Raw genomic sequence first — 22843 nt, 5'->3', positions numbered from 1 at the left:
TTTTTCGAAAGGTGCAACGCGGTGCTCATCGAATAGCGCCGACTCTATTAGTCGTACATATTATCAACAAGTCAGTTTTATTGATGTTATTTATCTAAAATATAGATACTTTTGGAGTAACAAAAAAACGGCATACCGCCATTAAACAGGCATATCCAGTCACTAAACCCGCCGATCTCCGCAGCTTTATCGCATTGCCGGCTGTTGATCAGCCTGTTAATATTTACGACAAATCAAGTCGGACTTAGTTATGTCTCTATACAGCGCAGGCGTCGAATACGGCATTCATTGCCTGGCCTTTCTGGTCACCAGCAACGGCGATACCCGCGAGGCCAGCGTGCGCGACCTCGCTGAACTGCAAGGCGTGCCACTGGAATATCTGGCAAAGATCTTCACCAAGCTGGCCAAGGGCAAACTGGTGGTAGCCAGCGAAGGTGTGCGCGGAGGTTTCAGCCTCGCCCGACCGGCGGACGAAATCACCTTGCTCGACATCGTCAAAGCCATCGATGGCCGCAAGAATATTTTCGAATGCAGGGACATCCGCGGGCGTTGTGCCCTGTTTGAAGGCAACCCGCCGCAATGGGCGATTGAAGACACCTGCTCGATCCACAGCGCCATGATGACCGCGCAAAAACGCATGGAAGAAGCCCTCGCCCAACAGACCATTCTCGACATCGCGAGAAAGGTCGGGCGCAAGGCTCCCAAGGAATTCGGCCAGCAAGTGGAAGACTGGATTCAGGATCGCCGAGAGAAAAAGGGCAATGTCGGGACTATCCCGCTGACCACTCTTTCAGACTGATTGCAGCTTGCGACAGACAAAAAAAAGCAGAAACCGTTGATCCGGTTTCTGCTTTTTTAACGCCAGAGTGGTTACAGGCAATCACGCACCGATTTGCGCAGCGACCCGGACTTGGCCCATGGCGGTCCCTGATACAACGAAACCCGGCTGCCGTCCTTGTATTTGACGATGTCGAGAATTTCATCGGCAGTGATGATGCTTGGCGCGGTAATGCGATAGCCGTTGGAAATGGACGTCTGCGTCGTCTTGGCGACGTCCTGCTGCCACAACGGTAATACACACGCGGCATAGTCTTTAGGTGTCTTGTCACTGGTCTTGCTGACATTCGGCTCACCCGGCACCAACGACGCCGGCAACGAGCAACCTGCCAACATGGCCAACGTCAGCCCCCCGATCCATATCCGCATCTGTATTGCCCTATTCTGAAAAAAAGCGAATGTAACGCGTAACTGGGTGGACATCCATCGTAGCAATCAGCCCCTGGTGGGGTTTGGACAATTTTTTACATCCGTTGAGCCTGATGACGGACGCGCCCTGCCCCGGCGACGAAAAATGCGACTACTCTTTTCTACCGAGAATGTTCTGGAGGTGATCATGCGGCTCAATGAATACGAACACGAACTTCAACGCGACCTGCAAAGTGTTGCATCGGATTTGAGATGGTCGGCGGTCGACCTCAAACGCATCGCCGAACAACTGCGCAAATCCGGCAACGAAGCCGACGCGCAAACGGTACTGAGATCCTGCGAGGTTCTGCAAAGCGATGAGGAACGCCTGCAACTGTATGCCAAGGAAGTGAAGGCACGCGCTATCAGCCGAACCAAAGTCCACTGAAACCTGCCCGCCCCTTTCCCGCAAACAAAAGCCCCGACAAATGCCGGGGCTCATTTATTACCACTCATCATGTGGCTGTGTGACTTTGTCCGCGTACGGAGCGTTTTTTGTAGCCGGGAAGTGACGCAGCATAAGCCAGTGCTTCCTCCCTGCTGCCAAACGAAGCCAGTCGATCGCCTTGGGTACAAACCCGCCACGGGCCATTGTTTACGCTGAGTACGTCGTAGCCGTTCATGTGCATTTTGTTCATCACAGGAATGCTCATGGGTACCTCCTTTTCGCTAGCGGTGGGTACAGCCTCACGCTTTACCTTACACCCGGTGTTGAACGAGGTGCCAACCGAGCGTCGCGACATCCGCCAGACCGGCACTTTTCACTCAGGCAAACGCTCAAATTCTTACGGAACCTCTGATTGCGAGCCCGGCTCGAATATTGCAGTTTCATTTCAGTTTTATGACAAGCAGCACATAGGTAACAAATGAAAGTACGCGCCACCGTTATTTGCGAACAGGATCGCCACATCCTCCTGGTACGCAAACCCCGCAGCCAATGGACATTGCCCGGCGGCAAGGTCGAGCCAGGCGAAACCCGGGCGGACGCTGCTGTGCGCGAGTTGCAGGAAGAGACCGGGCTGAACGCCGAAGAGGTGTTGTACTTGATGGAGTTGCAGAGCGGCACCACACGGCACCACGTCTACGAAGCCTCAGTGCTGAATATCGATGAGGTCAGGCCGCAAAACGAGATCATCGATTGCATCTGGCATCCACTCGATTCAGTACAAAATCTGAGCACCAGTGCGGCAACGCTGCGCATTGTGAAGGCATTTCAACGGCGTTTATAAAAGCTCAACCGGCGAATGCCCGGCGCCCGGCACTCATCTCCGTACGTAGCTCACCAATGAAGTTGGAGATGTCACGGATCGTGACGAGATGTTCCGGGGAAACACCGTTGAGGAGCAGATCCACTCGCCCGCTTTCTGGCTCATACACCTTGATTTGCAGAAGTCCCTGCGCCGAGGGGGTGCAATCACATTTAAGCGCAGGGAAGCCGGACTCGACGATGCGGCAAATGTCGGTAATGGCAAGCATGGGCGAACGCCTCACAGGCGAATCGATTTGATCGGTAGAGCATAGATGAGCAGTTTGTGTCTTGCCCGATACAAATATGCCAACCCGATCACATTTCTACTGCGACCGCTCAATGAGCGTCGCCATCCCAGATCCAGTTCCAGATACCCGGTAAATTCACCGGTTCCGAGCTTTTTTCAACGGAGCGCGCCAACGCGGCCTTTTGCAACGCGGCGTGATCATCATAAAACGGCTTGTCCGCCAGTTTCACACCCGTGGCCGCTGCACTGTCGAGCAAGATCTGCAGGTATTCGCGCGTATGTCGTGCGGTGTAACGATTGAGATCGTGGAAGGTCACCACCACCGGAGTCACCCCATCCACACTGGGAAATTCCCCCAAAGCGATGCGCTCACGAACCTCCGATAATTGCCGCAGCATATTGGCCCGACGTCGAGGGCTGGCATTGAAGCCCCAGATTTTTCCGTCATTGGCGCTCAAGTCCGTCAGCAAGACTTGCAAGCCGTGCTGTTGATAGGCGGCGAAGGTGCGCTTGTCGTAGTTCCAGAATGGCGGACGTAACAGTGTCGGTGGCGCGCCCGTAATGCTCGCGATATCAGCGGTGCCGTTGGTCAGCGACTCTTCGAGTTCCTGAGGATCAAGCGAGCGATGGTTGGTGTGCCAGCGGGTGGCGGTGTGGAACGCGAGGATGTGTCCCTCGGCAAACTCGCGCCGCATGATGCCGCAACCTATCTCGCTATTGCCGGCCCGAGGTGCGCGGGTCTGGACGAAAAAAACCGCTTTGATGCCGGGCTGCACCGGATTGTCTTTTAGGCTGTCGAGGACTGTTGCCGACGGATTCCAGAAACTGGAGGCGCTGGGGCCGTCATCGAAGGTCAGCAGAAAGCGCACTGGCGCCTGAGCCTTGAGGCGAGTTTCGGTTTGCGCCGTCATTTCGATCGGCGCGGCGATGCAGCCGGCCAGCCCGAAAGCGATGGCCACTGCACCGATGAGTTTGAATACGGATGTCATGTTTTGCCTTGAGCCCGAGCACGCCGGTCATGTTGTCGATAGGCAAAACTCCCTCGCCTTTATTTGTCCCTGCGCTCCGATCCGCGAGCCGAGGTTGGATAAGGTACACAGTGTTTGGTTCCAGTGCTCGCTCAGTTCGCCAAGGCTTGCTGGAATGAAGTGTCGATGATCCCGGCGGTGCTCAACGCTGCGGGCAATGCCTTCACTTTAAACAGGAAATCGGCGGTGCTTTGCAGATCCGCGGCGGCCTGCTGATCCACCGGCCCGATGTTCATGTGCGCCTGACGCAACCAGTGCCGCGACACCTGCTGATCAAGATTGGCCTTCTTCGCCCACAGGTCAGCGTACTCATCGGTGTGACTGTCGACCCAGGCCCGCGCCTGCTTCAAACGCCCGAGAAAATCGGCGATGGCTTCGCGCTTGCTGTCGATGGACGGCGTCGAGGCGGCAATCGCGCTGAGTCCCGGCATCAGGTTTTTCGCGGTCAGAATCGGTCGCGCGCCTGAGAATACAATTTGCTGAGAAATGTACGGTTCCCACACCGGAAAAGCATCGATGCTGCCCTGCGGCAAAGCAGCAGCTGCATCAATCGGCATCAGCTTGACGAAGTCGACGTAATTTTCCGGCAGACCGCCCTGCTCCAGCGCGCGCAAGGTCAATTGCTGGCTCCAGGCACCCGGCCAGTAGGCGACTTTCTTGCCCTTCAAATCAGCGATGGTTTTTACCGGAGAATCCTTGGGCACCAGCAGCGCAATCGTGTCCGGATTCTGCCGCGACACGCCGATGAGTTTCACCGACGCCTGTTTTGCGGCGAGAAACAGAAACCCGGAATCGCCAAGGAAGCCCAAATCCAGCGAACCGGTTTGCAGCGCTTCGGCCAACGGTGCTGCGGCCTGAAAATGTTTCCAGTCGACCGTGTAAGGCGCGTCCTTCAATACACCCGAGGCTTCTATTGAAGCACGGATGTTGTAGTAATTCTGATCGCCTATATGCAGGACCACAGGTTCGGCGGCGTAGGAAAGCGGCGATATAAACAGCGCGGCGGCGAGCGCCTTGCGAACAAAACGGGAGAGCTTCATGGCGAGTCCTGCAAAAAGGGTTTGCATAGACCATAACGCTGTTAATTTCCGAATTTGAAATTCGAATAATGCATAAGCTCAAAACCGCCGACGCGCACTGTTCACCCCGCAACAGTGCCTCGCCACATTGTTCATCACGCAACAGCAAAAATCGCCTTCAATTCCCTTAAAGCCCGACAAACCGGTGCTTTGGCCCACATGGCACAGAGCCTGCAATATTCCATTCATGCAGGAAGCATGCGAAAAAAATATCTTTTCGGACATAAGAAACCTGTGCCTTTGCCGGAGCGCCCCCATGACCTCGTTCTTTCCGTTAACCCACTTCAAGACCCTGTTGGCCGCTGGCGCAATGGCCCTGAGTCTGCAACCGCTGGCCCACGCGGCTGAAACCGCGCCAACAGAAGTGCACCTGGACTACGCCTATTATTCACCGGTGAGCCTGGTGCTCAAGCACTTTGGCTTCCTTGAAAAAGCCCTGCCGCAAACCAAAGTCAGTTGGGTGTTGAGCCAAGGCAGCAACCGATCGCTGGAATACCTCAACAGCGGCGGCGTCGATTTTGCTTCCAGCGCCAGCCTCGCCGCCGTGCTCAGCCGCGCCAACGGCAGCCCGATCAAGTCCGTTTATGTTTACAGCCGTGCCGAATGGACCGCATTGGTGGTGCCTAAGGATTCGCCGCTGCAAACGGTTGCCGATCTGAAAGGCAAGAAAATCGCCGCCACCAAAGGCACCGATCCGTACCTGTTCACCTTGCGCAGCCTGCAACAGGCCGGGTTGAAAAAGGACGACGTGGAGCTGGTCCATCTGCAACATCCGGACGGTCGCACCGCGCTGGAAAAGGGTGACGTCGACGCCTGGGCCGGGCTCGATCCGCACATGGCCGCCAGCCAGGTGCAGGCCGGTTCGCGATTGCTGTATCGCAACCCGGCGTTCAACAGTTACGGGGTGGTCAGCGTGACCGAGCAATACGCCAAGGAACATCCACAAACCATCGACACCGTGATCAAGGCTTACGAACAGGCACGTGAATGGTCGCTGAAAAATCCTGAAGAGTTCGCCGAACTGCTCGCCAAGGAATCCGGCCTGCCGCTGGATGTAGCCAAGCTGCAATTGTCGCGCACCGACCTGAGCAGCCCGCAATTGACGAACAACGACGTCAGCGCCTCTAAAGCTGCAGCGCCTGTTCTGGTTTCCGAAGAACTGGTGCGCCGTGGTGTCAACGTCGATCAAGTCATCGATCAGTTGCTCGACCGCGGTGTGCAGCAAGCCATCGCCCGCCAGTAACTGACCAGACTCACGACAAATCCGCGCTCGTCGCGGATTTGTCGTGAGCGGAGCCTGCATCATGACCAGTCACAGCAAAGACCTGCCCGCGCCGCTCGCCTTGTCGCGCCGGCCTTCTGCCGTTTTCAAACCAATGTGGCAGCGCCGCCTGAAAGGCCTCGCCCTGCCCCTGCTGATCGTCGTCGTGCTGGAATTTATCGTACGCATTGGCTGGCTGCCGTCCTACCAGATGCCAGCGCCCAGCGAGATTGCCGTGACACTGACCGATCTCGCCGAAGGAGCCCTGTGGAAACACATCGGCGCCAGTCTGGTTCGCGTCTTGCTCGGGTTCGCCATCGGCGCCAGCCTGGCACTGGTGTTTGCCGCATGGGTCGGTTTGAGCCGTGAGGCCGAGGCGTTTCTGGAACCGACTTTTGCCGCGCTACGCTCGATCCCGGGCCTGGCCTGGGTGCCGCTGTTGCTGCTGTGGCTGGGCATCGACGAGACTTCGAAAATCGTTTTGATCGCCATCGGCGCGTTCTTTCCGGTGTACGTCAACGTTGTCGCGGCGATCCGCAATATCGATCGCAAACTGGTGGAGGTCGGCCGCATCTACGGCTTCAGTCGCTGGCAACTGGTGCGGCGGATTCTCCTGCCGGCCGCACTGCCCGGCCTGTTCACCGGTTTGCGCAGCGGCATGAGCCTGGCGTGGATGTTTCTGGTCGCCGCCGAACTGATCGCCGCAACCAAAGGCCTCGGCTATTTGCTCAGTGACGGTCGCGAAACCTCACGCCCGGACATTGTCCTGGCCGCGATCATCGTCCTCGCCCTGCTGGGCAAACTCAGCGACGGCTTGCTCGCGGCGCTCGAAAAACGCTGGCTGGCGTGGCGCGATACGTTCACCGGGCAGGACGGCAAGGATTGAATGCTCAAAGGCAACTAAGCTGAAAATGTCCTGCCGGAGGTTCAGCGCATGTGCGGAAGACTTTCGCAATACCGTGGCATTCACGACTTTGTCGCCGTGTTGAGCATTCCCGATGCGCTGATCAACCACGTCGGCGATGCACCGCTGAACCGCTACAACGCGGCGCCGACCACTGCGCTGGCGGTTCTCCATCAACACGAACAACGCGTGTATGCCGACAATTTGCGCTGGGGCTGGCGCCCGCACTGGGCCAAGGATCGCGCGGCACCGATCAATGCGCGCGTGGAGAAGGTTGCCCATGGCCCATTTTTCCGGGCGATCTGGCGTCAGCGCCTGATCGTGCCTGTCGACAACTGGTTCGAGTGGGTCGATGCCGAGGACAAAACCCGACAGCCCTGGCTGATCCGTCGGGCCGATCGTGGAGCAGTTTTCTGCGCGGCCATCGGTCAGTGTCCGACACCGGACGCCGATGCTCGCGATGACGATGGATTCGTGATCATCACAGCTGACAGCGCCGGCGGTCTGCTCGATATCCATGATCGTCGCCCGGTGGTGTTCTGCGCAGAATTGGTGCACGAATGGCTCGACCCTGCCACGCCTGTCGAGCGCGCCGAACAGATGCTGTTGTTCGAAGGCGAAAGCAGCGAAAACTTCGAATGGCACAAAGTCGGCAAAGCCGTGGGTAACACCCGCAATCAAGGCGCGAGCCTGATTCTCGAACAACCCTGAATATCTTTGCGCCCCTCGCGTCTATCCCCTGTAGGCGCTACCGCAGGCTGCAATCTTTTGCTGTTGTTAAGCACAGTATTAGATAGCAGCCTTCGGCAGCTCCTGCAGATGACGCATGGGCTTTACAAATGGTGTTTCATTTTTGAATCAAAGCACTTAAAACAGTCGTTCGAATGAATTAACCACTGGTCTGACATTTCAATCGTCATACATACATTTAGATGCACTACAGCTAGCATGCGCGCCGCCTTTCCGATTGGTATACCAGTTGACCAAAGAGTCAACAAATCAGGAATTCCCTATAACTTTACAAGCCCTTGCAGAGAAATAAGTTGCGCGACGATTTTGCAATCAAACAGGTCAGCGGCCTGGAGTGTATTTTTCTGTCGATGACAGAACGCTTTGAACTCGACTGTTTTATCGGCCACTACATCAAGACCCGAAACCTGCGTTCCGTTCCCGACATCGAACGTATCCTGCGCACCACCCTCGAGGGGTATCCCGGCCACCCACCGGTGATGGTCAACGAGCTCAATGCGTGGATCGATCGAACTTTGGGATATCGGGCATCACACCCCGAATTCCCGCAGATGGACGATCTTCGATAGACAAAAAGCCCCGCTCATGCGGGGCTTTTACATATCAGTCGGTCAGAACTTGCGATCAGGATCGGATAGCTCTCTGCCATCATCGTGCTTCCAGGTCTGCTCTTTGTGTTTCTCGCGTTCTATTTCCTCTTGCGTCGGCTCGTCTGTGTCGTCGTCATCCGGCTCCGGATGTTTTTGCTCAGTCGCCATGCCCGCCTCCCGTCACAAGTAACCTGTCATCCTTACAGCGTAGAACAGTTTTAATTCGACAACTTAGAGCCACCAGCGCAGCACAAAGAAGAACGCCATGCTCAATAGCATGCTGAGCAAAGTGCTGCGCGTGTATATCACCAGCCCGATCGCTACCAGCGAACTAAGCAGATAGGGGTTGTCCCACTGCAGATTCAGCTGTTTGTCGGGCATGAATACAATCGGGCCGCAGATCGCGGTCAACATGCCTGGCACTGCGAACCCGAGAAACTGCCGGGCATTGCTGCTCAAACGCACCGGCAAGCGCGGTTCGAGAAACACGTAGCGGTTGAGGAACACCAGAATCCCCATACCGAAAATCACTGCCCAGACCATCATGTGCGCCCCCGATACAGCTTGTTGCAGACAAATCCGGCGGTCATACCCGCCAGCCCCGACAACACCAGCGCCGAACCCCATTGCCAATAACTGAACAGCACCGAGCAGAACAGCGACACCGCCACGCACACCACGGTCGGCACATTGCGCACTACCGGGGTGATCAGGGCAATGAAGGTCGCCGCAATCGAGAAGTCCAGGCCCAGATGCTCAAGCCCCGGAATGCTGCTGCCGAGAATGATGCCAGCCAGCGTGAAGAGGTTCCAGGCGATGTAGAACGTCAGGCCGACGCCCAATGCATACCAGCGATTGAACTGCTGGCGGTCGTGCTGGCTGGTCAAAGCGAACAACTCGTCGGTGAGCAAAAAGCCCAGGCCGATTCGCCAGCGCCCCGGCAGCGGCGAAATCACCGAACGCATGCTCATCCCGTACAACAAATGCTGTGACGTCAGTAGCACTGTGGTCAGCAGAATCGAGAAAATTCCCGCCCCGCCCTTGAGCATGCCAATCGCGACCAGTTGCGCAGCGCCGGCAAATACGATGCTCGACAAGCCCTGCCCTTGCAGCGGCGTAAGATTGGCTTCAATCGCCATGGAGCCGGCAAGCAACCCCCACGGCGCAGTCGCCAGAGACAACGGCATGATCGCTGCAGCGCCGCGCAGGAACGCGCTGCGGGGCAAAAGTGAATCAGACATAACGCTCTTCAATCAGGGAAACGGCCAGAGACTTTGCCAGTAAACGCGGTTTTTTGGCTTGAACAATCTTGCGCACTTGTGGGAAATCGGCCTGATGCAACCGTTCATCGGCCAGCCGCTTGCAACGCCAAGGTGCCAGCAACATGCTGGCGCAGCATCTTCCTCCTCGAGACATTCCCGTTGAGACCCTGCCTGCCATGACCGCCATCGACAATGACGTGTACAAAACCCTGCTGGAATCGACCAAAGCCATTCCATGGCGGATCGACTGGAAAAGCATGACCTTCAGCTATATCGGCCCACAGATCGAAACCTTGCTCGGCTGGCAGCAGGACAGCTGGGGCGGAGTCAATGACTGGGTCGAGCGCATGCACCCGGATGACCGCGATTACGTCGTCGAATTCTGCGTCTCGCAATCGCGTGCCGGCGTCGATCACGAAGCCGATTATCGTGCCCTCACCAGCAGCGGCGACTACGTGTGGATCCGCGATGTGGTGCACGTGGTGCGCAAGGACGGCGAAGTCGAAGCGCTGGTCGGCTTCATGTTCGATATCAGCGAACGCAAGAAAACCGAAGAGCATCTGATCCGTTTGCAGAAGCAACTCGAAGAGTATTCGTTCCAGGACGGGCTCACCGGCATCGCCAACCGGCGCATGTTCGACACGGTCCTTGAACGCGAGTGGACCAGCGCACAACGCAGTGGCCTGCCGCTGTCACTGCTGGTGCTCGACATCGACTACTTCAAGCAATACAACGACCATTACGGCCACATCAAAGGTGACGAATGCTTGCGCCAAGTGGCCAGGACGCTGTCGTTGGCGGCCAACCGGCCACGGGATTTCATCGCGCGGATCGGTGGCGAAGAATTTGTCTGGCTGCTGCCGGAAACCGATGCCGAGTCGGCGCGTCTGGTGGCGCGAAAATGTCTGCACTTGATCCGTCAGCAGCAGATTGCGCACGCGCAGTCGAAGGTGTCGTCGCAGGTCAGTCTGAGCCTGGGCGTCGGCACGACGAAAGCCGCTGCCGGCAGCGATCCCCTGGATTTCGTCGAACAGGTCGACAAACTGCTCTACAAAGCCAAACACAACGGGCGCATGCGCGCCGAATTCGCTGATTTTCGCACTGACGTTTAGTCCGCTGACGGGCGTAACATAGCGCCATTCACACTCGCGTCAGGGAGACCACATGCTGTACCGAATCGCAGCCGACGGGCTGGTGCTGTTTCATTTGTGCTTTATTTTGTTCGTACTGTTCGGCGGGTTGCTGGTACTGAAATGGCCGCGAATCATGTGGCTGCATTTGCCGGCTGCGGCCTGGGGCGTGGCGGTCGAGGTGTTGCACCTGACCTGTCCGCTGACCTACTGGGAAAACCTGATGCGCCACGCCGCCGGGCAGACCGAATACGCAGGCGGCTTCATCGAGCACTACATCTGGCCGATCATCTATCCGGCCGGGCTGACCCCGCAGATTCAACTGGCACTGGGCAGCGTGGTGCTGGCGGTCAATCTGCTGGTCTACGGACGCATGATCCGTTCATCGAAATGGCGCGGCAAGCAGATGCTCTAGCGCGGCGCCTGCTTCAACGCGTCCAGCCAGGCCGGGTCGAGTCGTGCCTGTTCAGTGTCGAGACCCAGCGCCTGCATCCGTTCTTTATGCGCTTCGACTTCTCGCCACAGTTGCCCATGATCGCTGGAGTTACCGTCCAGTTCATGCATTTGCGTCAGGCCCAGATGATAGAAGCGCAGCACCTTCATCGCTGTTGGATCGTTCTTCTCCACGGCTGCCGTCACCTGATGCATCACATTGGTGATGCTCATCAGGTTGCGTTTGAGTCGCCAGCTGTACACCGCCGGGGCCATCCAGGTCTGATGCCAGAAGCGCCCGCGCAGCAATGCCGCCGTCAGCAGGAACGCGACAAATACCCCACCGACGTTGAACCGCAGGTTATCGCCGCCAGGCTCGCCGAACAGCGCCACTGCGACGCTGGAAAACAACATCGCCAGCACCAGGAACAGCACGGCGATGATGATCGTGCTGCGCCGGGTCTGCTGGCGAAAGGTGGCGGCGTCCATCGGCTGAATCTCGAACATCACTTATGACTTCCTTGAGCGACAAAAGGGGCAACGGAAAAAACTCGCCGGCGCATTATCGCCTCTGCGAGGGATTTAGCTATGCTGGGGCTCCTTTTCATCTTTTCAGCGTCCAACGGGGACATGGCGGTACAGCGCAGATCGTGCCATCTTCATTCATGGATACACATCATTCGGATGCCATCGCCTAGTCTTGAGATGACATCGTTTTAAGGATCATTGCATGACCCAACGACACGTAATCAATGCCTCGGTCAGCCCGAAAGGCAGCCTGGAAACCCTTTCTCAACGTGAAGTCCAACAACTGAGCGAAGCCGGATCCGGCAGCACCTACACCCTCTTCCGCCAGTGCGCCCTGGCCATCCTCAACACCGGCGCCCATGTCGATAACGCCAAGACCATCCTCGAAGCCTACAAGGACTTCGAAATCCGCATTCACCAACAGGATCGCGGCGTACGCCTGGAGCTGCTGAACGCTCCGGCCGACGCGTTCGTCGACGGCGAAATGATCGCCAGCACCCGTGAAATGCTCTTCAGCGCCCTGCGCGACATCGTCTACACCGAAAACGAACTCGACAGCCAACGCATCGACCTGACCACCTCGCAAGGCATCAGCGACTACGTTTTCCACCTGCTGCGCAACGCGCGCACCTTGCGCCCGGGCGTCGAGCCAAAAATCGTCGTGTGCTGGGGCGGCCACTCGATCAACACCGAAGAATACAAATACACCAAGAAAGTCGGCCACGAACTGGGCCTGCGCAGCCTCGACATCTGCACCGGTTGCGGCCCCGGCGTGATGAAAGGCCCGATGAAAGGCGCAACCATCGCCCACGCCAAGCAGCGTATTCATGGCGGTCGTTATCTCGGTTTGACCGAGCCGGGCATTATTGCGGCTGAAGCGCCGAACCCGATCGTCAATGAGCTGGTGATTCTGCCGGACATCGAAAAACGTCTGGAAGCGTTCGTGCGTGTCGGCCACGGCATCATCATCTTTCCGGGCGGTGCCGGTACGGCGGAAGAGTTCCTTTATCTGCTCGGCATCCTGATGCACCCGGACAACGCCGGCCTGCCGTTCCCGGTGATCCTCACCGGGCCGAAACATGCCGCACCGTATCGGGAACAGCTCGACGCGTTCGTCACTGCGACCCTTGGCGAGGCGGCCAAGCAGCACTACGAAATCATCATCGACGACCCGGCCGAAGTCGCGCGACAGATCACTCAAGGGCTCAAAGCAGTGAAGCAGTTCCGCCGCGAGCGCAACGACGCGTTCCACTTCAACTGGCTGTTGAAAATCGACGAAGGCTTCCAGCGTCCGTTCGATCCGACTCACGAAAACATGGCCAACCTGAAATTGCACCGCGACCAGCCACCGCACGAACTGGCGGCGAATCTGCGTCGGGCTTTCTCCGGGATAGTCGCCGGCAACGTCAAGGACAAAGGTATTCGCCTGATCGAAGAACACGGGCCATATCAGATCCGTGGTGATGCGGCGATCATGCAACCGCTCGACGCGCTGCTCAAAGCCTTCGTCGCCCAGCACCGGATGAAACTGCCGGGCGGTGCGGCGTATGTGCCTTGCTATCGGGTGGTGGCGTAACTCTTTGGCTCACCACCTGACACTGTAGGAGTGAGCCTGCTCGCGATAGCGGTTTATCAGTCGCTGTTGATCTCGACTGCCCCACCGCTTTCGCGAGCAGGCTCGCTCCAACAGGGTCTGAATGTCGACACAACGTCAACGTTCGCCCAAGCAAATGTGGCAGCGAGCCTGCTCGCGAAGAGGCCGCCAAGCACACCTCAAATTTCTGACCTGCCCGCCAACCGCATCGCCAACGCCTTGGCCTGCAACGCCACATCCGTCACCGCCGTACTCTCCCACCACATTCCCCGCAGTGGCGGCCCCATCGCAAACACCCGGCTGGACGCACGCCCGTCGGCATCCAGCACGGCGCCATCCACCGCCGCCGCAATCCCCAACGCCAACGGCCCCGGCTGTATCAAGCCGCGCGCCAGCAATTGCTGCGGCAACGGCCGCGCCACTCGGCGCCAGTCGTATTCAATGCCACTGGAATTGATCAGCGCCGCCCCCTGCACCACGCAGGTTTCAGACTCACCGCGACGTCGAATGCGAATGCTGATGCCATCTTTCGAATTCGGCTCAAGCCCTTTGAATGAAGCCGCCTGAATGCGCAGACGCCCTTCGCCGTGCAAGCGCTCGACCAACGCCGCGCTCAACGGTGGCGAGCGATGATGATGGCTTTCCCACCACGGCCGCACATGGCGTACGAATTGTCGCCGCTGCACGTCAGTCGCCTGACTCCACAGGCGGGCGATATGCACCCGCACCGTGTCCAGCGGCGCCTGCCAGTCAATGCCTTGAGCGATGGCGTCGCGACAGTGTCGGCGCAACTCGCGCAACAACTGCCGTGGTGTACGAATGCTCTGGTCGTCGTCGAGAAAGTCCGGCCACGCCGGCGGCTGGCGACGCACATGGGGCAACAAACCATGCCGGGAAAACACCTCAATCGGCCCGCGATGCCCGGCCTGCTCCAGCGATACCACGGCGTCAACCATGGTCAGGCCGGAACCGATGATCAGCACGCTCGCCTGTGGATCGAGTTGGCGCATGGCCGCGACGTTCCACGGGTCCAGCGCGGCGGCGTTGAGGCCACTGGAGTGTTTCTGCGCAGTGCGCGCGGCGGCAAACATGCCGGTGGCGAGCACCGCACAGGCACCTCGCAACGATTGGCCATCGCTCAAGCCGAGCAACACCGTATCGGCATCGGTTTGCAGGTCCAGCACTTCGGCGCAAAGGTGCTCGACGGTGGAACCCTGCTGCGCCCCCACCTGTCGGGCTTCCGCCAGGCGCTGCTGCACATACACGCCAAACAGTCCGCGCGGTGGAAACAGCTCGCTGATCTGCACATTCTGTTCGGCAGACTCTGGCCAGCCGCCAGCCGCAATATGTGCAGTCAGCCATTGCGTGAGGTCATCGGGGTTATCCGGATCGACGCTCATCCGCGCCGCATTGCCATTCAGCGTATGCCCCAGCTCGACCGCGCTGTACGCCTCGCCGCGACCGAGTTCGGTACGCGGCTCAATGATCAGGATTGTTCGCCGCCCGGGCTGACGCAGCAATTGCACGGCCAGCATCGTACCGCTGAGCCCACCACCGATGATCAGGATATCCGCGTCGCAAGCCATTCAAATCACCACATTACGCACGAACCGCGCCGCAACATCGCCATCGTTGCGGTAGGAGTGCGGCTGGTTGCTGGCAAACATGAAGAACTCCCCTGTGCCGATTTGTTGCGGTTGATTGCCGAGCATGAGCGTCAGGCAACCTTCGAAGACGAAAATCTGCTCGCTCCAGCCTTCCGCATCCGCTTGCGAGGGATAAACCTCGCCCGGTTGCAGGCACCACTCCCATTGTTCGACTTCGCGGGTGGCCGTGGCTTTCGATAGCAGCACCGCTTTGCTGCCTGGAATCGTTCCCGCCCAGGCCACTTCATTGATCCGGCTCGGGTCACGGGCGTCCGGCGCCTGGATCAGATCGCTGAAGGCCACATCCAGCGCTTCGGCGACGCGGTCAAGGGTGGTCAGGCTGACATTCTTCTCACCCGCCTCGATCGCCACCAGCATGCGTCGGCTGACGCCGGATTTTTCCGCCAGCGCGGTCTGGCTCATGTCCGCGGCGTGGCGCAGGCGTCGGACGTTCTGACTGACGTGCTGGAGAACGGAGGTTCTTTGAGTCGAATCTTTGTGCACTATATTGCTCACTCGGTGAGGTTGGGCAGTATACTGCGCAACGTTGGGCGCATTGTGCGGCCTCCTTTTTATAGTGCGCAAGGTCATGACGTCGCAGAACAGCTCCCCCACTCCCCTTCGTTTCTCTCGTTTCAGCAAAGCCGAGTGCGTGCTGGTGCTGATCACCATGATCTGGGGCGGCACCTTTTTGCTGGTTCAGCATGCGATGACGGTCAGCGGGCCGATGTTTTTTGTCGGCCTGCGTTTTGCGGCGGCGGCTTGTATCGTTGCGCTGTTCTCATGGCGGCATTTGCGCGAACTGACCCTGTTTGAACTCAAGGCCGGCGCGTTCATCGGCGTGGCGATCATGCTTGGTTACGGCCTGCAGACTGTCGGACTGCAAACGATCCCGAGCAGTCAGTCGGCGTTCATCACCGCGTTGTACGTGCCGTTCGTGCCATTGTTGCAATGGCTGGTGCTGGGACGGCGACCGGGGTTGATGCCGAGCATCGGGATCATGCTGGCGTTTACCGGTTTGATGCTGCTGTCGGGGCCGTCGGGGGCGTCGCTGAATTTCAGCCCGGGTGAAATTGCCACGTTGATCAGCGCCATCGCGATTGCCGCCGAGATCATCCTGATCAGTACCTATGCCGGCCAAGTGGATGTGCGCCGGGTCACCGTGGTGCAACTGGCCACAACATCGGTGTTGTCGTTCCTGCTGGTGGTACCGACGGGCGAGCTGATACCGGACTTTTCCTGGACGCTGCTGGTGACGGCGCTGGGCCTGGGCGCTGCGAGTGCGGCGATTCAGGTGGCAATGAACTGGGCGCAGAAAAGCGTTTCGCCGACTCGGGCGACGTTGATCTATGCCGGTGAGCCGGTGTGGGCCGGGATTGTCGGGCGGATTGCCGGCGAGCGGTTGCCGGCGATTGCGCTGCTGGGGGCCGGAATGATTGTGGCGGCGGTGATTGTCAGTGAGCTGAAGACCAAGGGTAAGGTTGCAGAAGCCGAAGCTGAGCTGGAGCGGGAAGCACAGGGGTAAAGCTCCGAAGCCTTCATAGGCTGAATTATTGCTATCGCGAGCAGGCTCACTCCTACAGGGGAACGCATTCCAAATGTAGGCCTTCGCCTGCTCGCGATGAGGCCAATCCAAGCAACATCGATCTACCTGAAACAATGCCAAACATAAATATTCAGACTACTTTGTAGGATTCTGAGACATCCTGGCGTTTGGTGATCGGGGAGCTGGCACGTATGATGCTTCACAAACTTCCGCAGATTAGAAGCCTATGTCCCTGATAGTTCTACTGCTTCTGCCATTCATTGGCAGCTGTCTGGCAGCGGTGCTGCCACACAACGCGCGTAATACCGAATCCCTGTTGGCAGGTCTGGTCGCTTTGATCGGCACCGTCCAGGTTGCGTTGTTGTACCCGCAAATTGCCCATGGCGGCGTGATCCGCGAAGAGTTCATGTGGCTGCCCAGCCTCGGCCTGAACTTCGTTTTGCGCATGGACGGCTTCGCCTGGCTGTTCTCGATGCTGGTGCTCGGCATCGGCACACTCGTTTCTTTATATGCGCGTTATTACATGTCTCCGGACGATCCGGTGCCGCGCTTTTTCGCGTTTTTCCTGGCGTTCATGGGCGCCATGCTCGGCCTGGTGATCTCCGGCAACCTGATTCAGATCGTGTTCTTCTGGGAGCTGACCAGCCTCTTCTCCTTCTTGCTGATCGGCTATTGGCACCACCGCGCCGACGCGCGTCGCGGCGCTTACATGGCGCTGATGGTCACCGGTGCGGGCGGGTTATGCCTGCTGGCGGGGGTCATGATTCTCGGCCATGTCGTCGGCAGCTATGACCTCGACAAGGTCCTGGCCGCCGGCGACATGATTCGCGCACATGCCCTCTACCCTATCCTGTTACCCCTCATCCTCATCGGCGCACTGAGCAAAAGTGCCCAATTCCCGTTTCACTTCTGGCTGCCCCACGCCATGGCGGCGCCCACGCCAGTCTCTGCGTATCTGCACTCGGCCACCATGGTCAAGGCCGGTGTATTCCTGCTCGCGCGTCTGTGGCCGTCGCTGTCCGGCAGTGAAGAGTGGTTCTACATCGTCAGCGGAGCCGGCGCGTGTACGCTGTTGCTCGGCGCGTACTGCGCGATGTTCCAGAACGATCTCAAAGGTCTGCTCGCTTACTCGACCATCAGCCATCTAGGCCTGATTACCCTGCTGCTCGGCCTGAACAGTCCGCTGGCGGCAGTGGCAGCGGTGTTCCACATCCTCAACCACGCCACGTTCAAGGCCTCGCTGTTCATGGCGGCGGGCATCATCGACCACGAAAGCGGCACCCGTGACATCCGCAAACTCAGCGGCCTGATCAAGCTGATTCCGTTCACCGCGACACTGGCCATGGTTGCCAGCGCCTCGATGGCGGGCGTGCCATTGCTCAACGGTTTCCTCTCGAAAGAGATGTTCTTCGCCGAAACCGTGTTCATCAATGCCACCGCGTGGGTCGAAGCGGCGTTGCCGATTGTCGCGACCATTGCCGGTACATTCAGCGTCGCCTACTCCCTGCGCTTCACCGTCGATGTGTTCTTCGGCCCGCCGGCCACCGACCTGCCGCACACCCCGCACGAACCGCCGCGCTGGATGCGTGCGCCGGTCGAGCTGCTGGTGTTTACCTGCTTGCTGGTGGGGATTTTCCCGGCGCAGATCGTCGGCCCGTTGCTCGCGGCGGCAGCGCTACCAGTTGTCGGTGGCGTACTGCCGGAATATAGCCTGGCAATCTGGCACGGCCTCAACGCGCCAATGATCATGAGCCTGATCGCCATGTCCGGCGGTATCGTCGTCTATCTGCTGCTGCGCAATCAGCTCAAGCGCGGCCGTTTCAAATACCCGCCACTGATCGGCCGTTTCAACGGCAAGCGCCTGTTCGAGCGCAGTCTGGTGGTGATGATGCGCATGGCCCGCCGCGTGGAGCGGCGACTCGGCACCCGACGCCTGCAAATGCAATTGTTCCTGATGGTATTGGCGGCGGTGCTCGCCGGCCTGATCCCGATGCTGCACAGCACGCTGAGCTGGGGCGACCGGCCGAAGATCCCCGGCTCGATCGTCTTCGTGACCCTGTGGCTGCTGGCGATTGCCTGTGCCCTCGGCGCTGCCTGGCAAGCCAAGTATCACCGACTCGCGGCTCTGACCATGGTCAGCGTTTGTGGCCTGATGACCTGCGTGACCTTCGTCTGGTTCTCCGCGCCCGATCTTGCCCTGACGCAACTGGCGGTTGAAGTGGTGACCACTGTGCTGATCCTGCTCGGCCTGCGCTGGTTGCCACGCCGTATCGAAGAAGTCTCGCCCCTGCCAAGCAGTCTGCGCAAGGCACGCATTCGTCGTCTGCGCGACCTGCTGCTGTCGATTGCCGTCGGCGCCGGCATGGCCCTGCTGTCCTACGCCATGCTCACGCGGCAGACACCGAACGACATCTCCTCGTTCTACCTCAGCCGAGCCCTGCCCGAGGGCGGCGGCAGCAATGTGGTCAACGTGATGCTGGTGGATTTCCGTGGCTTTGACACCCTCGGTGAGATCACCGTGCTGGTTGCCGTGGCACTGACCGTGTTCGCCCTGCTGCGACGCTTCCGCCCGCCGAAAGAAAGCCTGCAACTGCCAGCCCAGCAACGCTTGCTCGCGCCGGACGTGGTCACCGACCTGGTCAACCCGCGTTCGGCCAGCGACACCGCGCTCGGTTTCATGATGGTGCCGGCGGTGCTGGTGCGCCTCCTGCTGCCTATTGCGCTGGTGGTGTCGTTCTACCTGTTCATGCGCGGGCACAACCAGCCGGGCGGCGGTTTTGTTGCCGGTCTGGTGATGTCGGTGGCGTTCATCCTGCAATACATGGTCGCCGGTACACAGTGGGTCGAGGCGCAAATGAGCCTGCGGCCGTTGCGCTGGATGGGCACCGGATTGCTGTTCGCCACCGCCACCGGCCTCGGCGCGATGCTGGTCGGCTATCCGTTCCTGACCACGCATACCTGGCATTTCAGCTTGCCGCTGCTCGGAGACATCCATATCGCCAGCGCACTGTTCTTCGACATTGGTGTGTACGGCGTGGTGGTCGGCTCGACGCTGTTGATCCTCACCGCCCTCGCCCACCAATCGGTGCGGGGTCACAAGACCGCATCGCTGCCCAAGTCCGTCGCCAGCAAAGGAGCCGTCTGATGGAAGAAGTCATCGCAATCGCCATCGGCATCCTCGCCGCGTCAGGCGTCTGGCTGATCCTGCGGCCACGAACCTTTCAGGTAGTCATGGGCCTGTGTCTGCTGTCGTATGCGGTCAACCTGTTCATCTTCAGCATGGGCAGCCTGTTCATCGGCAAGGAGCCGGTGATCAAGGATGGCGTCACCCAGGACTTGCTGCATTACACCGATCCGCTGCCACAGGCACTGGTACTCACGGCGATCGTCATCAGTTTCGCCATGACCGCGCTGTTTCTCGTCGTTCTGCTCGCTTCACGCGGCCTGACCGGCACCGACCACGTCGACGGCCGGGAGCCTAAAGAATGATGGCGATGACTCACCTGATCGCCGCACCGATCCTGCTGCCGCTGCTGACCGCCGCCATCATGCTGATGCTCGGCGAACGGCACCGGCCGCTGAAGGCGAAAATCAACCTGTTCTCCAGCCTCGTCGGTCTGTTCATTTCAGTGATGCTGCTGCAATGGACGCAAACCACCGGCGTGCCCGGCTCCATCGGCGTGTACTTGCCGGGTAACTGGCAAGCGCCGTTCGGCATCGTGCTGGTGGTCGATCGCCTGTCGGCGCTGATGCTGGTGCTGACCGGGATCATCGGCGTCAGCGCCCTGCTGTTTGCGATGGCGCGTTGGGACGGCGCCGGTTCGAGCTTCCATGCGCTGTTCCAGATTCAGTTGATGGGTCTGTATGGCGCGTTCCTGACGGCGGATCTGTTCAACCTGTTCGTGTTTTTCGAAGTGCTGCTCGCCGCGTCTTATGGGCTGTTGCTGCACGGCTCCGGCCGAGCGCGAGTGTCTTCGGGGCTGCATTACATCTCGATCAACCTGCTCGCCTCGTCGCTGTTCCTGATTGGCGCCGCGCTGATCTATGGCGTAACCGGTACGCTGAACATGGCCGATCTGGCGCTGAAGATTCCGCTGGTGCCGGAAGCCGACAGAGGCTTGCTGCACGCCGGCGCGGGAATTCTCGCGGTGGCGTTTCTGGCCAAGGCCGGCATGTGGCCGCTGAACTTCTGGCTCGTCCCTGCCTATTCTTCGGCCAGCGCGCCGGTGGCGGCAATGTTCGCGATCATGACCAAGGTTGGCGTCTACACCTTGTTGCGCCTGTGGACGCTGCTGTTCTCCGGGCAAGCCGGAGCGTCTGCGTTCTTTGGCGGCGACTGGCTGATCTACGGCGGCATGGCAACCATGGCCTGCGCGGCGCTGGCAATTCTCGCCGCGCAACGCTTGGAGCGCATGGCCAGCCTGAGCATTCTGGTGTCGGCCGGCATCCTGCTGTCGGCGATCGGTTTCGCTCAGCCGAACCTGATCGGCGCGGCGCTGTTCTATGTGGTCAGCTCCACTCTGGCGTTGAGCGCGTTGTTCCTGCTGGCCGAGTTGATCGAACGCTCGCGTTCGGCCAACGAGATCCCGCTGGAGGATGAAAGCGAGCTGCTGCCGCGACCACAGGAATCCCTGCAACCGCCCAAAGGCATCAACCTCGACGACGAACAGAAAGCCGTGGTCGGTCAGGTCATCCCGTGGACCATGGCGTTTCTCGGTCTGAGCTTCATAGCCTGTGCCCTGCTGATCATCGGCATGCCACCGCTGTCCGGTTTTATCGGCAAGCTCAGCTTGATCGGCGCACTCCTCAATCCACTGGGCCTGGGCACTGGCGCGCCGATTTCCAACGCAGCCTGGGCGCTGCTGGCGCTGCTGATCCTGTCCGGCCTTGCCTCGCTGATGGCATTCTCGCGCCTCGGCATCCAGCGCTTCTGGACACCCGAAGAGCGTCCTTCGCCGCTGCTGCGCAAACTCGAATGCGCGCCGATTTTCCTGTTGCTGGGGCTGAGCATCGTCCTGACCTTCAAGGCTGAACCCCTGTTGCGTTACACCCAGGCCACCGCCGAGGCGTTGCACAACCCGCAACAGTACGTGATGGCGGTGCTCGGCACCCGTGCCGTACCGAGTCCGGAAGCGAAAGCCGCGATGCTGGAGGTGCAGCCATGAGGCGCGTGTTTCCTGCACCGTTATTGTCGTTGGCACTTTGTGCCTTGTGGCTGACGCTAAACCTGTCGATCAGCCCGGGAAATCTGCTGCTCGGCGCAATACTGGGATTTGCTGCCCCCCTGATGATGCGCAAGCTGCGCCCGAAACAAGCGCGTATTCGCCAACCGGGGACGATTCTGCGCCTGCTCGTGATCGTAGGTCGTGACGTGGTGCTGTCCAACCTGATCGTCGCGTGGGGCGTGCTTAATGCCGGCCGCCGCCCTCCGCGCTCAGGCTTTGTCAAAGTGCCGTTGGACCTGCGCGATGCTCACGGTCTGGCGACGTTGGCGATGATCTGCACGGTGGTGCCCGGCACGGTCTGGTCGGAACTGGCGCTGGATCGCAGCGTGCTGTTGCTGCATGTTTGGGATCTGGATGACGAAGCGCAGTTCATCGAGCACTTCAAGAGCACCTACGAGCGGCCGCTCATGGAGATTTTCGAATGAGCCCATTATTGTCGAACGCGATTCTGCTGACGCTGTTCCTGTTTTCGCTGGCGATGGTGTTGACGCTGGTTCGTCTGTTCAAAGGGCCCTCGGCGCAGGATCGGGTACTGGCGCTGGACTACTTGTACATCGTTGCGATGCTGATGATGCTGACGCTGGGCATCCGTTATTCCAGTGACACTTACTTCGAGGCGGCGCTGCTGATCGCGCTGTTCGGCTTCGTTGGCTCGTTTGCCTTGGCGAAATTCCTGCTGCGTGGCGAGGTGATCGAATGAATGCTGAATTGTCTTTGTGGATTGAAATCCCGGTGGCGATCCTGCTGGTGCTCAGTGGCGTTTTTGCGCTGTTCGGTGCGATCGGGTTATTGCGCATGAAGGATTATTTCCAGCGCATGCACCCGCCGGCACTGGCTTCAACACTGGGTGCGTGGTGTGTGGCGCTGGCGTCGATTATCTGTTTTTCGGCGCTGAAATCCGGGCCGGTCATACACGCCTGGCTGATTCCGATTTTACTGGCGATCACCGTGCCGGTGACTACGCTGCTGCTGGCGCGGGCGGCGTTGTTCCGCAAGCGCATGGCCGGGGATGATGTGCCGGCCGAGGTCAGTAGCCGACGCACCGAGAGTGGTAGCTGAAGTTTTGTATTGTCTGTAATGACGCCATCGCGAGCAGGCTCACTCCTACATTTGGAATGCGTTCCCCT

Annotated in this window: 29 protein-coding genes; 17 read left to right on the top strand and 12 right to left on the bottom strand. The window is 59.2% G+C overall.

Annotated elements, in window-relative coordinates; genetic code table 11:
* Positions 1-250 precede the first annotated feature (250 nt).
* Positions 251-799, top strand: a complete 549-nt coding sequence (locus tag AK821_RS09460) for an RrF2 family transcriptional regulator (RefSeq protein WP_064389425.1) — start codon at positions 251-253, stop codon at positions 797-799.
* A gap of 71 nt (positions 800-870) precedes the next feature.
* Here AK821_RS09460 and AK821_RS09455 read toward each other — a convergent pair whose 3' ends face one another.
* Entirely contained in the window at positions 871-1206 is a 336-nt protein-coding gene (locus AK821_RS09455; protein WP_064389424.1) for a hypothetical protein, read from the bottom strand.
* A gap of 187 nt (positions 1207-1393) precedes the next feature.
* Here AK821_RS09455 and AK821_RS09450 point away from each other — a divergent pair, with 187 nt between their 5' ends.
* Complete coding sequence (locus AK821_RS09450) at positions 1394-1633, top strand: hypothetical protein (RefSeq protein WP_008085812.1); 240 nt, start codon at positions 1394-1396, stop codon at positions 1631-1633.
* Between the two features lie 67 nt (positions 1634-1700).
* Here the strand turns inward: AK821_RS09450 and AK821_RS09445 are convergent, their stop codons facing one another.
* Entirely contained in the window at positions 1701-1898 is a 198-nt protein-coding gene (locus AK821_RS09445) for a hypothetical protein (RefSeq protein WP_064389423.1), read from the bottom strand.
* A 213-nt stretch (positions 1899-2111) separates the two neighbouring features.
* Here AK821_RS09445 and AK821_RS09440 point away from each other — a divergent pair, with 213 nt between their 5' ends.
* Positions 2112-2474: an NUDIX hydrolase gene (locus AK821_RS09440; protein WP_064389422.1), complete on the top strand. Its 363-nt coding sequence runs from the start codon at positions 2112-2114 to the stop codon at positions 2472-2474.
* Positions 2475-2478: 4 nt separating this feature from the next.
* Here the strand turns inward: AK821_RS09440 and AK821_RS09435 are convergent, their stop codons facing one another.
* The 3 genes from AK821_RS09435 to AK821_RS09425 all read right to left on the bottom strand — a co-directional run bounded on the left by AK821_RS09435 (position 2479) and on the right by AK821_RS09425 (position 4809).
* Positions 2479-2721 carry a DUF1652 domain-containing protein gene (locus AK821_RS09435; RefSeq protein WP_064389421.1) on the bottom strand — a complete coding sequence of 81 codons (243 nt, stop codon included), beginning with the start codon at positions 2719-2721 and terminating at the stop codon, positions 2479-2481.
* A 109-nt stretch (positions 2722-2830) separates the two neighbouring features.
* The gene (locus AK821_RS09430; RefSeq protein ID WP_064389420.1) at positions 2831-3730 is read right to left on the bottom strand and encodes a polysaccharide deacetylase family protein; all 900 of its coding nucleotides are present in this window, start codon (positions 3728-3730) and stop codon (positions 2831-2833) included.
* Between the two features lie 131 nt (positions 3731-3861).
* Positions 3862-4809: an ABC transporter substrate-binding protein gene (locus AK821_RS09425; protein WP_064389419.1), complete on the bottom strand. Its 948-nt coding sequence runs from the start codon at positions 4807-4809 to the stop codon at positions 3862-3864.
* A 295-nt stretch (positions 4810-5104) separates the two neighbouring features.
* On the opposite strand from AK821_RS09425, the gene AK821_RS09420 reads away from it, so the two are divergent.
* The 4 genes from AK821_RS09420 (at position 5105) to AK821_RS09405 (ending at position 8332) form a co-directional block, all read left to right on the top strand.
* A complete protein-coding gene (locus AK821_RS09420) occupies positions 5105-6091 on the top strand; it encodes an aliphatic sulfonate ABC transporter substrate-binding protein (RefSeq protein WP_064389418.1) in 987 nt (328 codons plus the stop codon).
* Positions 6092-6152: 61 nt separating this feature from the next.
* Positions 6153-6995, top strand: coding sequence for an ABC transporter permease (locus AK821_RS09415; protein ID WP_064389417.1), 843 nt, complete (start codon positions 6153-6155; stop codon positions 6993-6995).
* A 48-nt stretch (positions 6996-7043) separates the two neighbouring features.
* Entirely contained in the window at positions 7044-7724 is a 681-nt protein-coding gene (locus AK821_RS09410; protein WP_064389416.1) for an SOS response-associated peptidase, read from the top strand.
* A 332-nt stretch (positions 7725-8056) separates the two neighbouring features.
* On the top strand, positions 8057-8332 hold the full coding sequence (locus AK821_RS09405) for a hypothetical protein (protein ID WP_064389415.1): 276 nt from the start codon (positions 8057-8059) through the stop codon (positions 8330-8332).
* A gap of 42 nt (positions 8333-8374) precedes the next feature.
* On the opposite strand, the gene AK821_RS30900 is transcribed toward AK821_RS09405, so the two are convergent.
* The 4 genes from AK821_RS30900 to AK821_RS30790 form a co-directional block, all read right to left on the bottom strand.
* Positions 8375-8521 (bottom strand): hypothetical protein, encoded by a 147-nt coding sequence (locus AK821_RS30900; RefSeq protein ID WP_163024179.1) that lies wholly within the window; start codon positions 8519-8521, stop codon positions 8375-8377.
* A gap of 63 nt (positions 8522-8584) precedes the next feature.
* Positions 8585-8899 carry an AzlD domain-containing protein gene (locus AK821_RS09400; RefSeq protein WP_064389414.1) on the bottom strand — a complete coding sequence of 105 codons (315 nt, stop codon included), beginning with the start codon at positions 8897-8899 and terminating at the stop codon, positions 8585-8587.
* Positions 8896-9594 (bottom strand): AzlC family ABC transporter permease, encoded by a 699-nt coding sequence (locus AK821_RS09395; protein WP_064389413.1) that lies wholly within the window; start codon positions 9592-9594, stop codon positions 8896-8898. Before AK821_RS09395 ends, AK821_RS09400 begins: the two co-directional genes overlap by 4 nt.
* Positions 9587-9739: a hypothetical protein gene (locus tag AK821_RS30790; RefSeq protein ID WP_158260939.1), complete on the bottom strand. Its 153-nt coding sequence runs from the start codon at positions 9737-9739 to the stop codon at positions 9587-9589. The genes AK821_RS09395 and AK821_RS30790 overlap by 8 nt, the downstream gene beginning before the upstream one ends.
* A 52-nt stretch (positions 9740-9791) precedes the next feature.
* Between AK821_RS30790 and AK821_RS09390 the strand changes: the two genes are divergently transcribed.
* Positions 9792-10727, top strand: coding sequence for a GGDEF domain-containing protein (locus AK821_RS09390; RefSeq protein ID WP_064389458.1), 936 nt, complete (start codon positions 9792-9794; stop codon positions 10725-10727).
* A gap of 52 nt (positions 10728-10779) precedes the next feature.
* Entirely contained in the window at positions 10780-11160 is a 381-nt protein-coding gene (locus tag AK821_RS09385; RefSeq protein WP_064389412.1) for a DUF2784 domain-containing protein, read from the top strand.
* On the opposite strand, the gene AK821_RS09380 is transcribed toward AK821_RS09385, so the two are convergent.
* Positions 11157-11684, bottom strand: coding sequence for a DUF3087 domain-containing protein (locus AK821_RS09380; RefSeq protein WP_064389411.1), 528 nt, complete (start codon positions 11682-11684; stop codon positions 11157-11159). The two genes, AK821_RS09385 and AK821_RS09380, sit on opposite strands and share 4 nt — an antisense overlap.
* Positions 11685-11907: 223 nt before the next feature.
* Here AK821_RS09380 and ppnN point away from each other — a divergent pair, with 223 nt between their 5' ends.
* The gene (gene ppnN, locus AK821_RS09375) at positions 11908-13281 is read left to right on the top strand and encodes a nucleotide 5'-monophosphate nucleosidase PpnN (RefSeq protein WP_064389410.1); all 1374 of its coding nucleotides are present in this window, start codon (positions 11908-11910) and stop codon (positions 13279-13281) included.
* Between the two features lie 197 nt (positions 13282-13478).
* Here ppnN and AK821_RS09370 read toward each other — a convergent pair whose 3' ends face one another.
* Entirely contained in the window at positions 13479-14885 is a 1407-nt protein-coding gene (locus tag AK821_RS09370; protein ID WP_064389409.1) for an FAD/NAD(P)-binding protein, read from the bottom strand.
* Entirely contained in the window at positions 14886-15449 is a 564-nt protein-coding gene (locus AK821_RS09365; RefSeq protein WP_064389408.1) for a helix-turn-helix domain-containing protein, read from the bottom strand.
* Positions 15450-15534: 85 nt separating this feature from the next.
* On the opposite strand from AK821_RS09365, the gene AK821_RS09360 reads away from it, so the two are divergent.
* From AK821_RS09360 to AK821_RS09330, 7 genes are all read left to right on the top strand, one after another.
* The gene (locus AK821_RS09360) at positions 15535-16470 is read left to right on the top strand and encodes a DMT family transporter (RefSeq protein WP_064389407.1); all 936 of its coding nucleotides are present in this window, start codon (positions 15535-15537) and stop codon (positions 16468-16470) included.
* A gap of 247 nt (positions 16471-16717) precedes the next feature.
* A complete protein-coding gene (locus AK821_RS09355; protein ID WP_064389406.1) occupies positions 16718-19636 on the top strand; it encodes a monovalent cation/H+ antiporter subunit A in 2919 nt (972 codons plus the stop codon).
* Positions 19636-19980: a Na+/H+ antiporter subunit C gene (locus tag AK821_RS09350; RefSeq protein WP_016775082.1), complete on the top strand. Its 345-nt coding sequence runs from the start codon at positions 19636-19638 to the stop codon at positions 19978-19980. The genes AK821_RS09355 and AK821_RS09350 overlap by 1 nt, the downstream gene beginning before the upstream one ends.
* Complete coding sequence (locus AK821_RS09345; protein ID WP_064389405.1) at positions 19977-21656, top strand: monovalent cation/H+ antiporter subunit D; 1680 nt, start codon at positions 19977-19979, stop codon at positions 21654-21656. The genes AK821_RS09350 and AK821_RS09345 overlap by 4 nt, the downstream gene beginning before the upstream one ends.
* Positions 21653-22141 (top strand): Na+/H+ antiporter subunit E, encoded by a 489-nt coding sequence (locus tag AK821_RS09340; protein WP_064389404.1) that lies wholly within the window; start codon positions 21653-21655, stop codon positions 22139-22141. The genes AK821_RS09345 and AK821_RS09340 overlap by 4 nt, the downstream gene beginning before the upstream one ends.
* On the top strand, positions 22138-22416 hold the full coding sequence (locus AK821_RS09335) for a K+/H+ antiporter subunit F (protein WP_007910754.1): 279 nt from the start codon (positions 22138-22140) through the stop codon (positions 22414-22416). Before AK821_RS09340 ends, AK821_RS09335 begins: the two co-directional genes overlap by 4 nt.
* Positions 22413-22775, top strand: coding sequence for a Na+/H+ antiporter subunit G (locus AK821_RS09330; RefSeq protein ID WP_064389403.1), 363 nt, complete (start codon positions 22413-22415; stop codon positions 22773-22775). The genes AK821_RS09335 and AK821_RS09330 overlap by 4 nt, the downstream gene beginning before the upstream one ends.
* The last annotated feature ends 68 nt before the right edge of the window (positions 22776-22843 follow it).

Origin of the sequence: Pseudomonas sp. RIT-PI-r, from assembly GCF_001297015.1 — a bacterium.
Taxonomy (GTDB): domain Bacteria; phylum Pseudomonadota; class Gammaproteobacteria; order Pseudomonadales; family Pseudomonadaceae; genus Aquipseudomonas.
This window is presented reverse-complemented; position numbering and strand designations above follow the sequence as displayed.

Excerpts from the sequence above, each read along its gene's own strand:
- AK821_RS09400 (WP_064389414.1), bottom strand. The coding sequence starts at position 8,899 with ATGATGGTCTGGGCAGTGATTTTCGGTATGGGGATTCTGGTGTTCCTC.
- AK821_RS09430 (WP_064389420.1), bottom strand. The coding sequence starts at position 3,730 with ATGACATCCGTATTCAAACTCATCGGTGCAGTGGCCATCGCTTTCGGG.
- AK821_RS09370 (WP_064389409.1), bottom strand. The coding sequence starts at position 14,885 with ATGGCTTGCGACGCGGATATCCTGATCATCGGTGGTGGGCTCAGCGGT.
- AK821_RS09440 (WP_064389422.1), top strand. The coding sequence starts at position 2,112 with ATGAAAGTACGCGCCACCGTTATTTGCGAACAGGATCGCCACATCCTC.
- AK821_RS09385 (WP_064389412.1), top strand. The coding sequence starts at position 10,780 with ATGCTGTACCGAATCGCAGCCGACGGGCTGGTGCTGTTTCATTTGTGC.
- AK821_RS09435 (WP_064389421.1), bottom strand. The coding sequence starts at position 2,721 with ATGCTTGCCATTACCGACATTTGCCGCATCGTCGAGTCCGGCTTCCCT.
- AK821_RS30900 (WP_163024179.1), bottom strand. The coding sequence starts at position 8,521 with ATGGCGACTGAGCAAAAACATCCGGAGCCGGATGACGACGACACAGAC.
- AK821_RS09355 (WP_064389406.1), top strand. The coding sequence starts at position 16,718 with ATGTCCCTGATAGTTCTACTGCTTCTGCCATTCATTGGCAGCTGTCTG.
- AK821_RS09395 (WP_064389413.1), bottom strand. The coding sequence starts at position 9,594 with ATGTCTGATTCACTTTTGCCCCGCAGCGCGTTCCTGCGCGGCGCTGCA.
- AK821_RS09450 (WP_008085812.1), top strand. The coding sequence starts at position 1,394 with ATGCGGCTCAATGAATACGAACACGAACTTCAACGCGACCTGCAAAGT.
- AK821_RS09340 (WP_064389404.1), top strand. The coding sequence starts at position 21,653 with ATGAGGCGCGTGTTTCCTGCACCGTTATTGTCGTTGGCACTTTGTGCC.
- AK821_RS09460 (WP_064389425.1), top strand. The coding sequence starts at position 251 with ATGTCTCTATACAGCGCAGGCGTCGAATACGGCATTCATTGCCTGGCC.
- AK821_RS09335 (WP_007910754.1), top strand. The coding sequence starts at position 22,138 with ATGAGCCCATTATTGTCGAACGCGATTCTGCTGACGCTGTTCCTGTTT.
- AK821_RS09445 (WP_064389423.1), bottom strand. The coding sequence starts at position 1,898 with ATGAGCATTCCTGTGATGAACAAAATGCACATGAACGGCTACGACGTA.
- AK821_RS09415 (WP_064389417.1), top strand. The coding sequence starts at position 6,153 with ATGACCAGTCACAGCAAAGACCTGCCCGCGCCGCTCGCCTTGTCGCGC.
- AK821_RS09345 (WP_064389405.1), top strand. The coding sequence starts at position 19,977 with ATGATGGCGATGACTCACCTGATCGCCGCACCGATCCTGCTGCCGCTG.
- AK821_RS09350 (WP_016775082.1), top strand. The coding sequence starts at position 19,636 with ATGGAAGAAGTCATCGCAATCGCCATCGGCATCCTCGCCGCGTCAGGC.
- AK821_RS09390 (WP_064389458.1), top strand. The coding sequence starts at position 9,792 with ATGACCGCCATCGACAATGACGTGTACAAAACCCTGCTGGAATCGACC.
- ppnN (WP_064389410.1), top strand. The coding sequence starts at position 11,908 with ATGACCCAACGACACGTAATCAATGCCTCGGTCAGCCCGAAAGGCAGC.
- AK821_RS09425 (WP_064389419.1), bottom strand. The coding sequence starts at position 4,809 with ATGAAGCTCTCCCGTTTTGTTCGCAAGGCGCTCGCCGCCGCGCTGTTT.
- AK821_RS09360 (WP_064389407.1), top strand. The coding sequence starts at position 15,535 with ATGACGTCGCAGAACAGCTCCCCCACTCCCCTTCGTTTCTCTCGTTTC.
- AK821_RS09410 (WP_064389416.1), top strand. The coding sequence starts at position 7,044 with ATGTGCGGAAGACTTTCGCAATACCGTGGCATTCACGACTTTGTCGCC.
- AK821_RS09420 (WP_064389418.1), top strand. The coding sequence starts at position 5,105 with ATGACCTCGTTCTTTCCGTTAACCCACTTCAAGACCCTGTTGGCCGCT.
- AK821_RS09330 (WP_064389403.1), top strand. The coding sequence starts at position 22,413 with ATGAATGCTGAATTGTCTTTGTGGATTGAAATCCCGGTGGCGATCCTG.
- AK821_RS09380 (WP_064389411.1), bottom strand. The coding sequence starts at position 11,684 with ATGTTCGAGATTCAGCCGATGGACGCCGCCACCTTTCGCCAGCAGACC.
- AK821_RS09455 (WP_064389424.1), bottom strand. The coding sequence starts at position 1,206 with ATGCGGATATGGATCGGGGGGCTGACGTTGGCCATGTTGGCAGGTTGC.
- AK821_RS30790 (WP_158260939.1), bottom strand. The coding sequence starts at position 9,739 with ATGTTGCTGGCACCTTGGCGTTGCAAGCGGCTGGCCGATGAACGGTTG.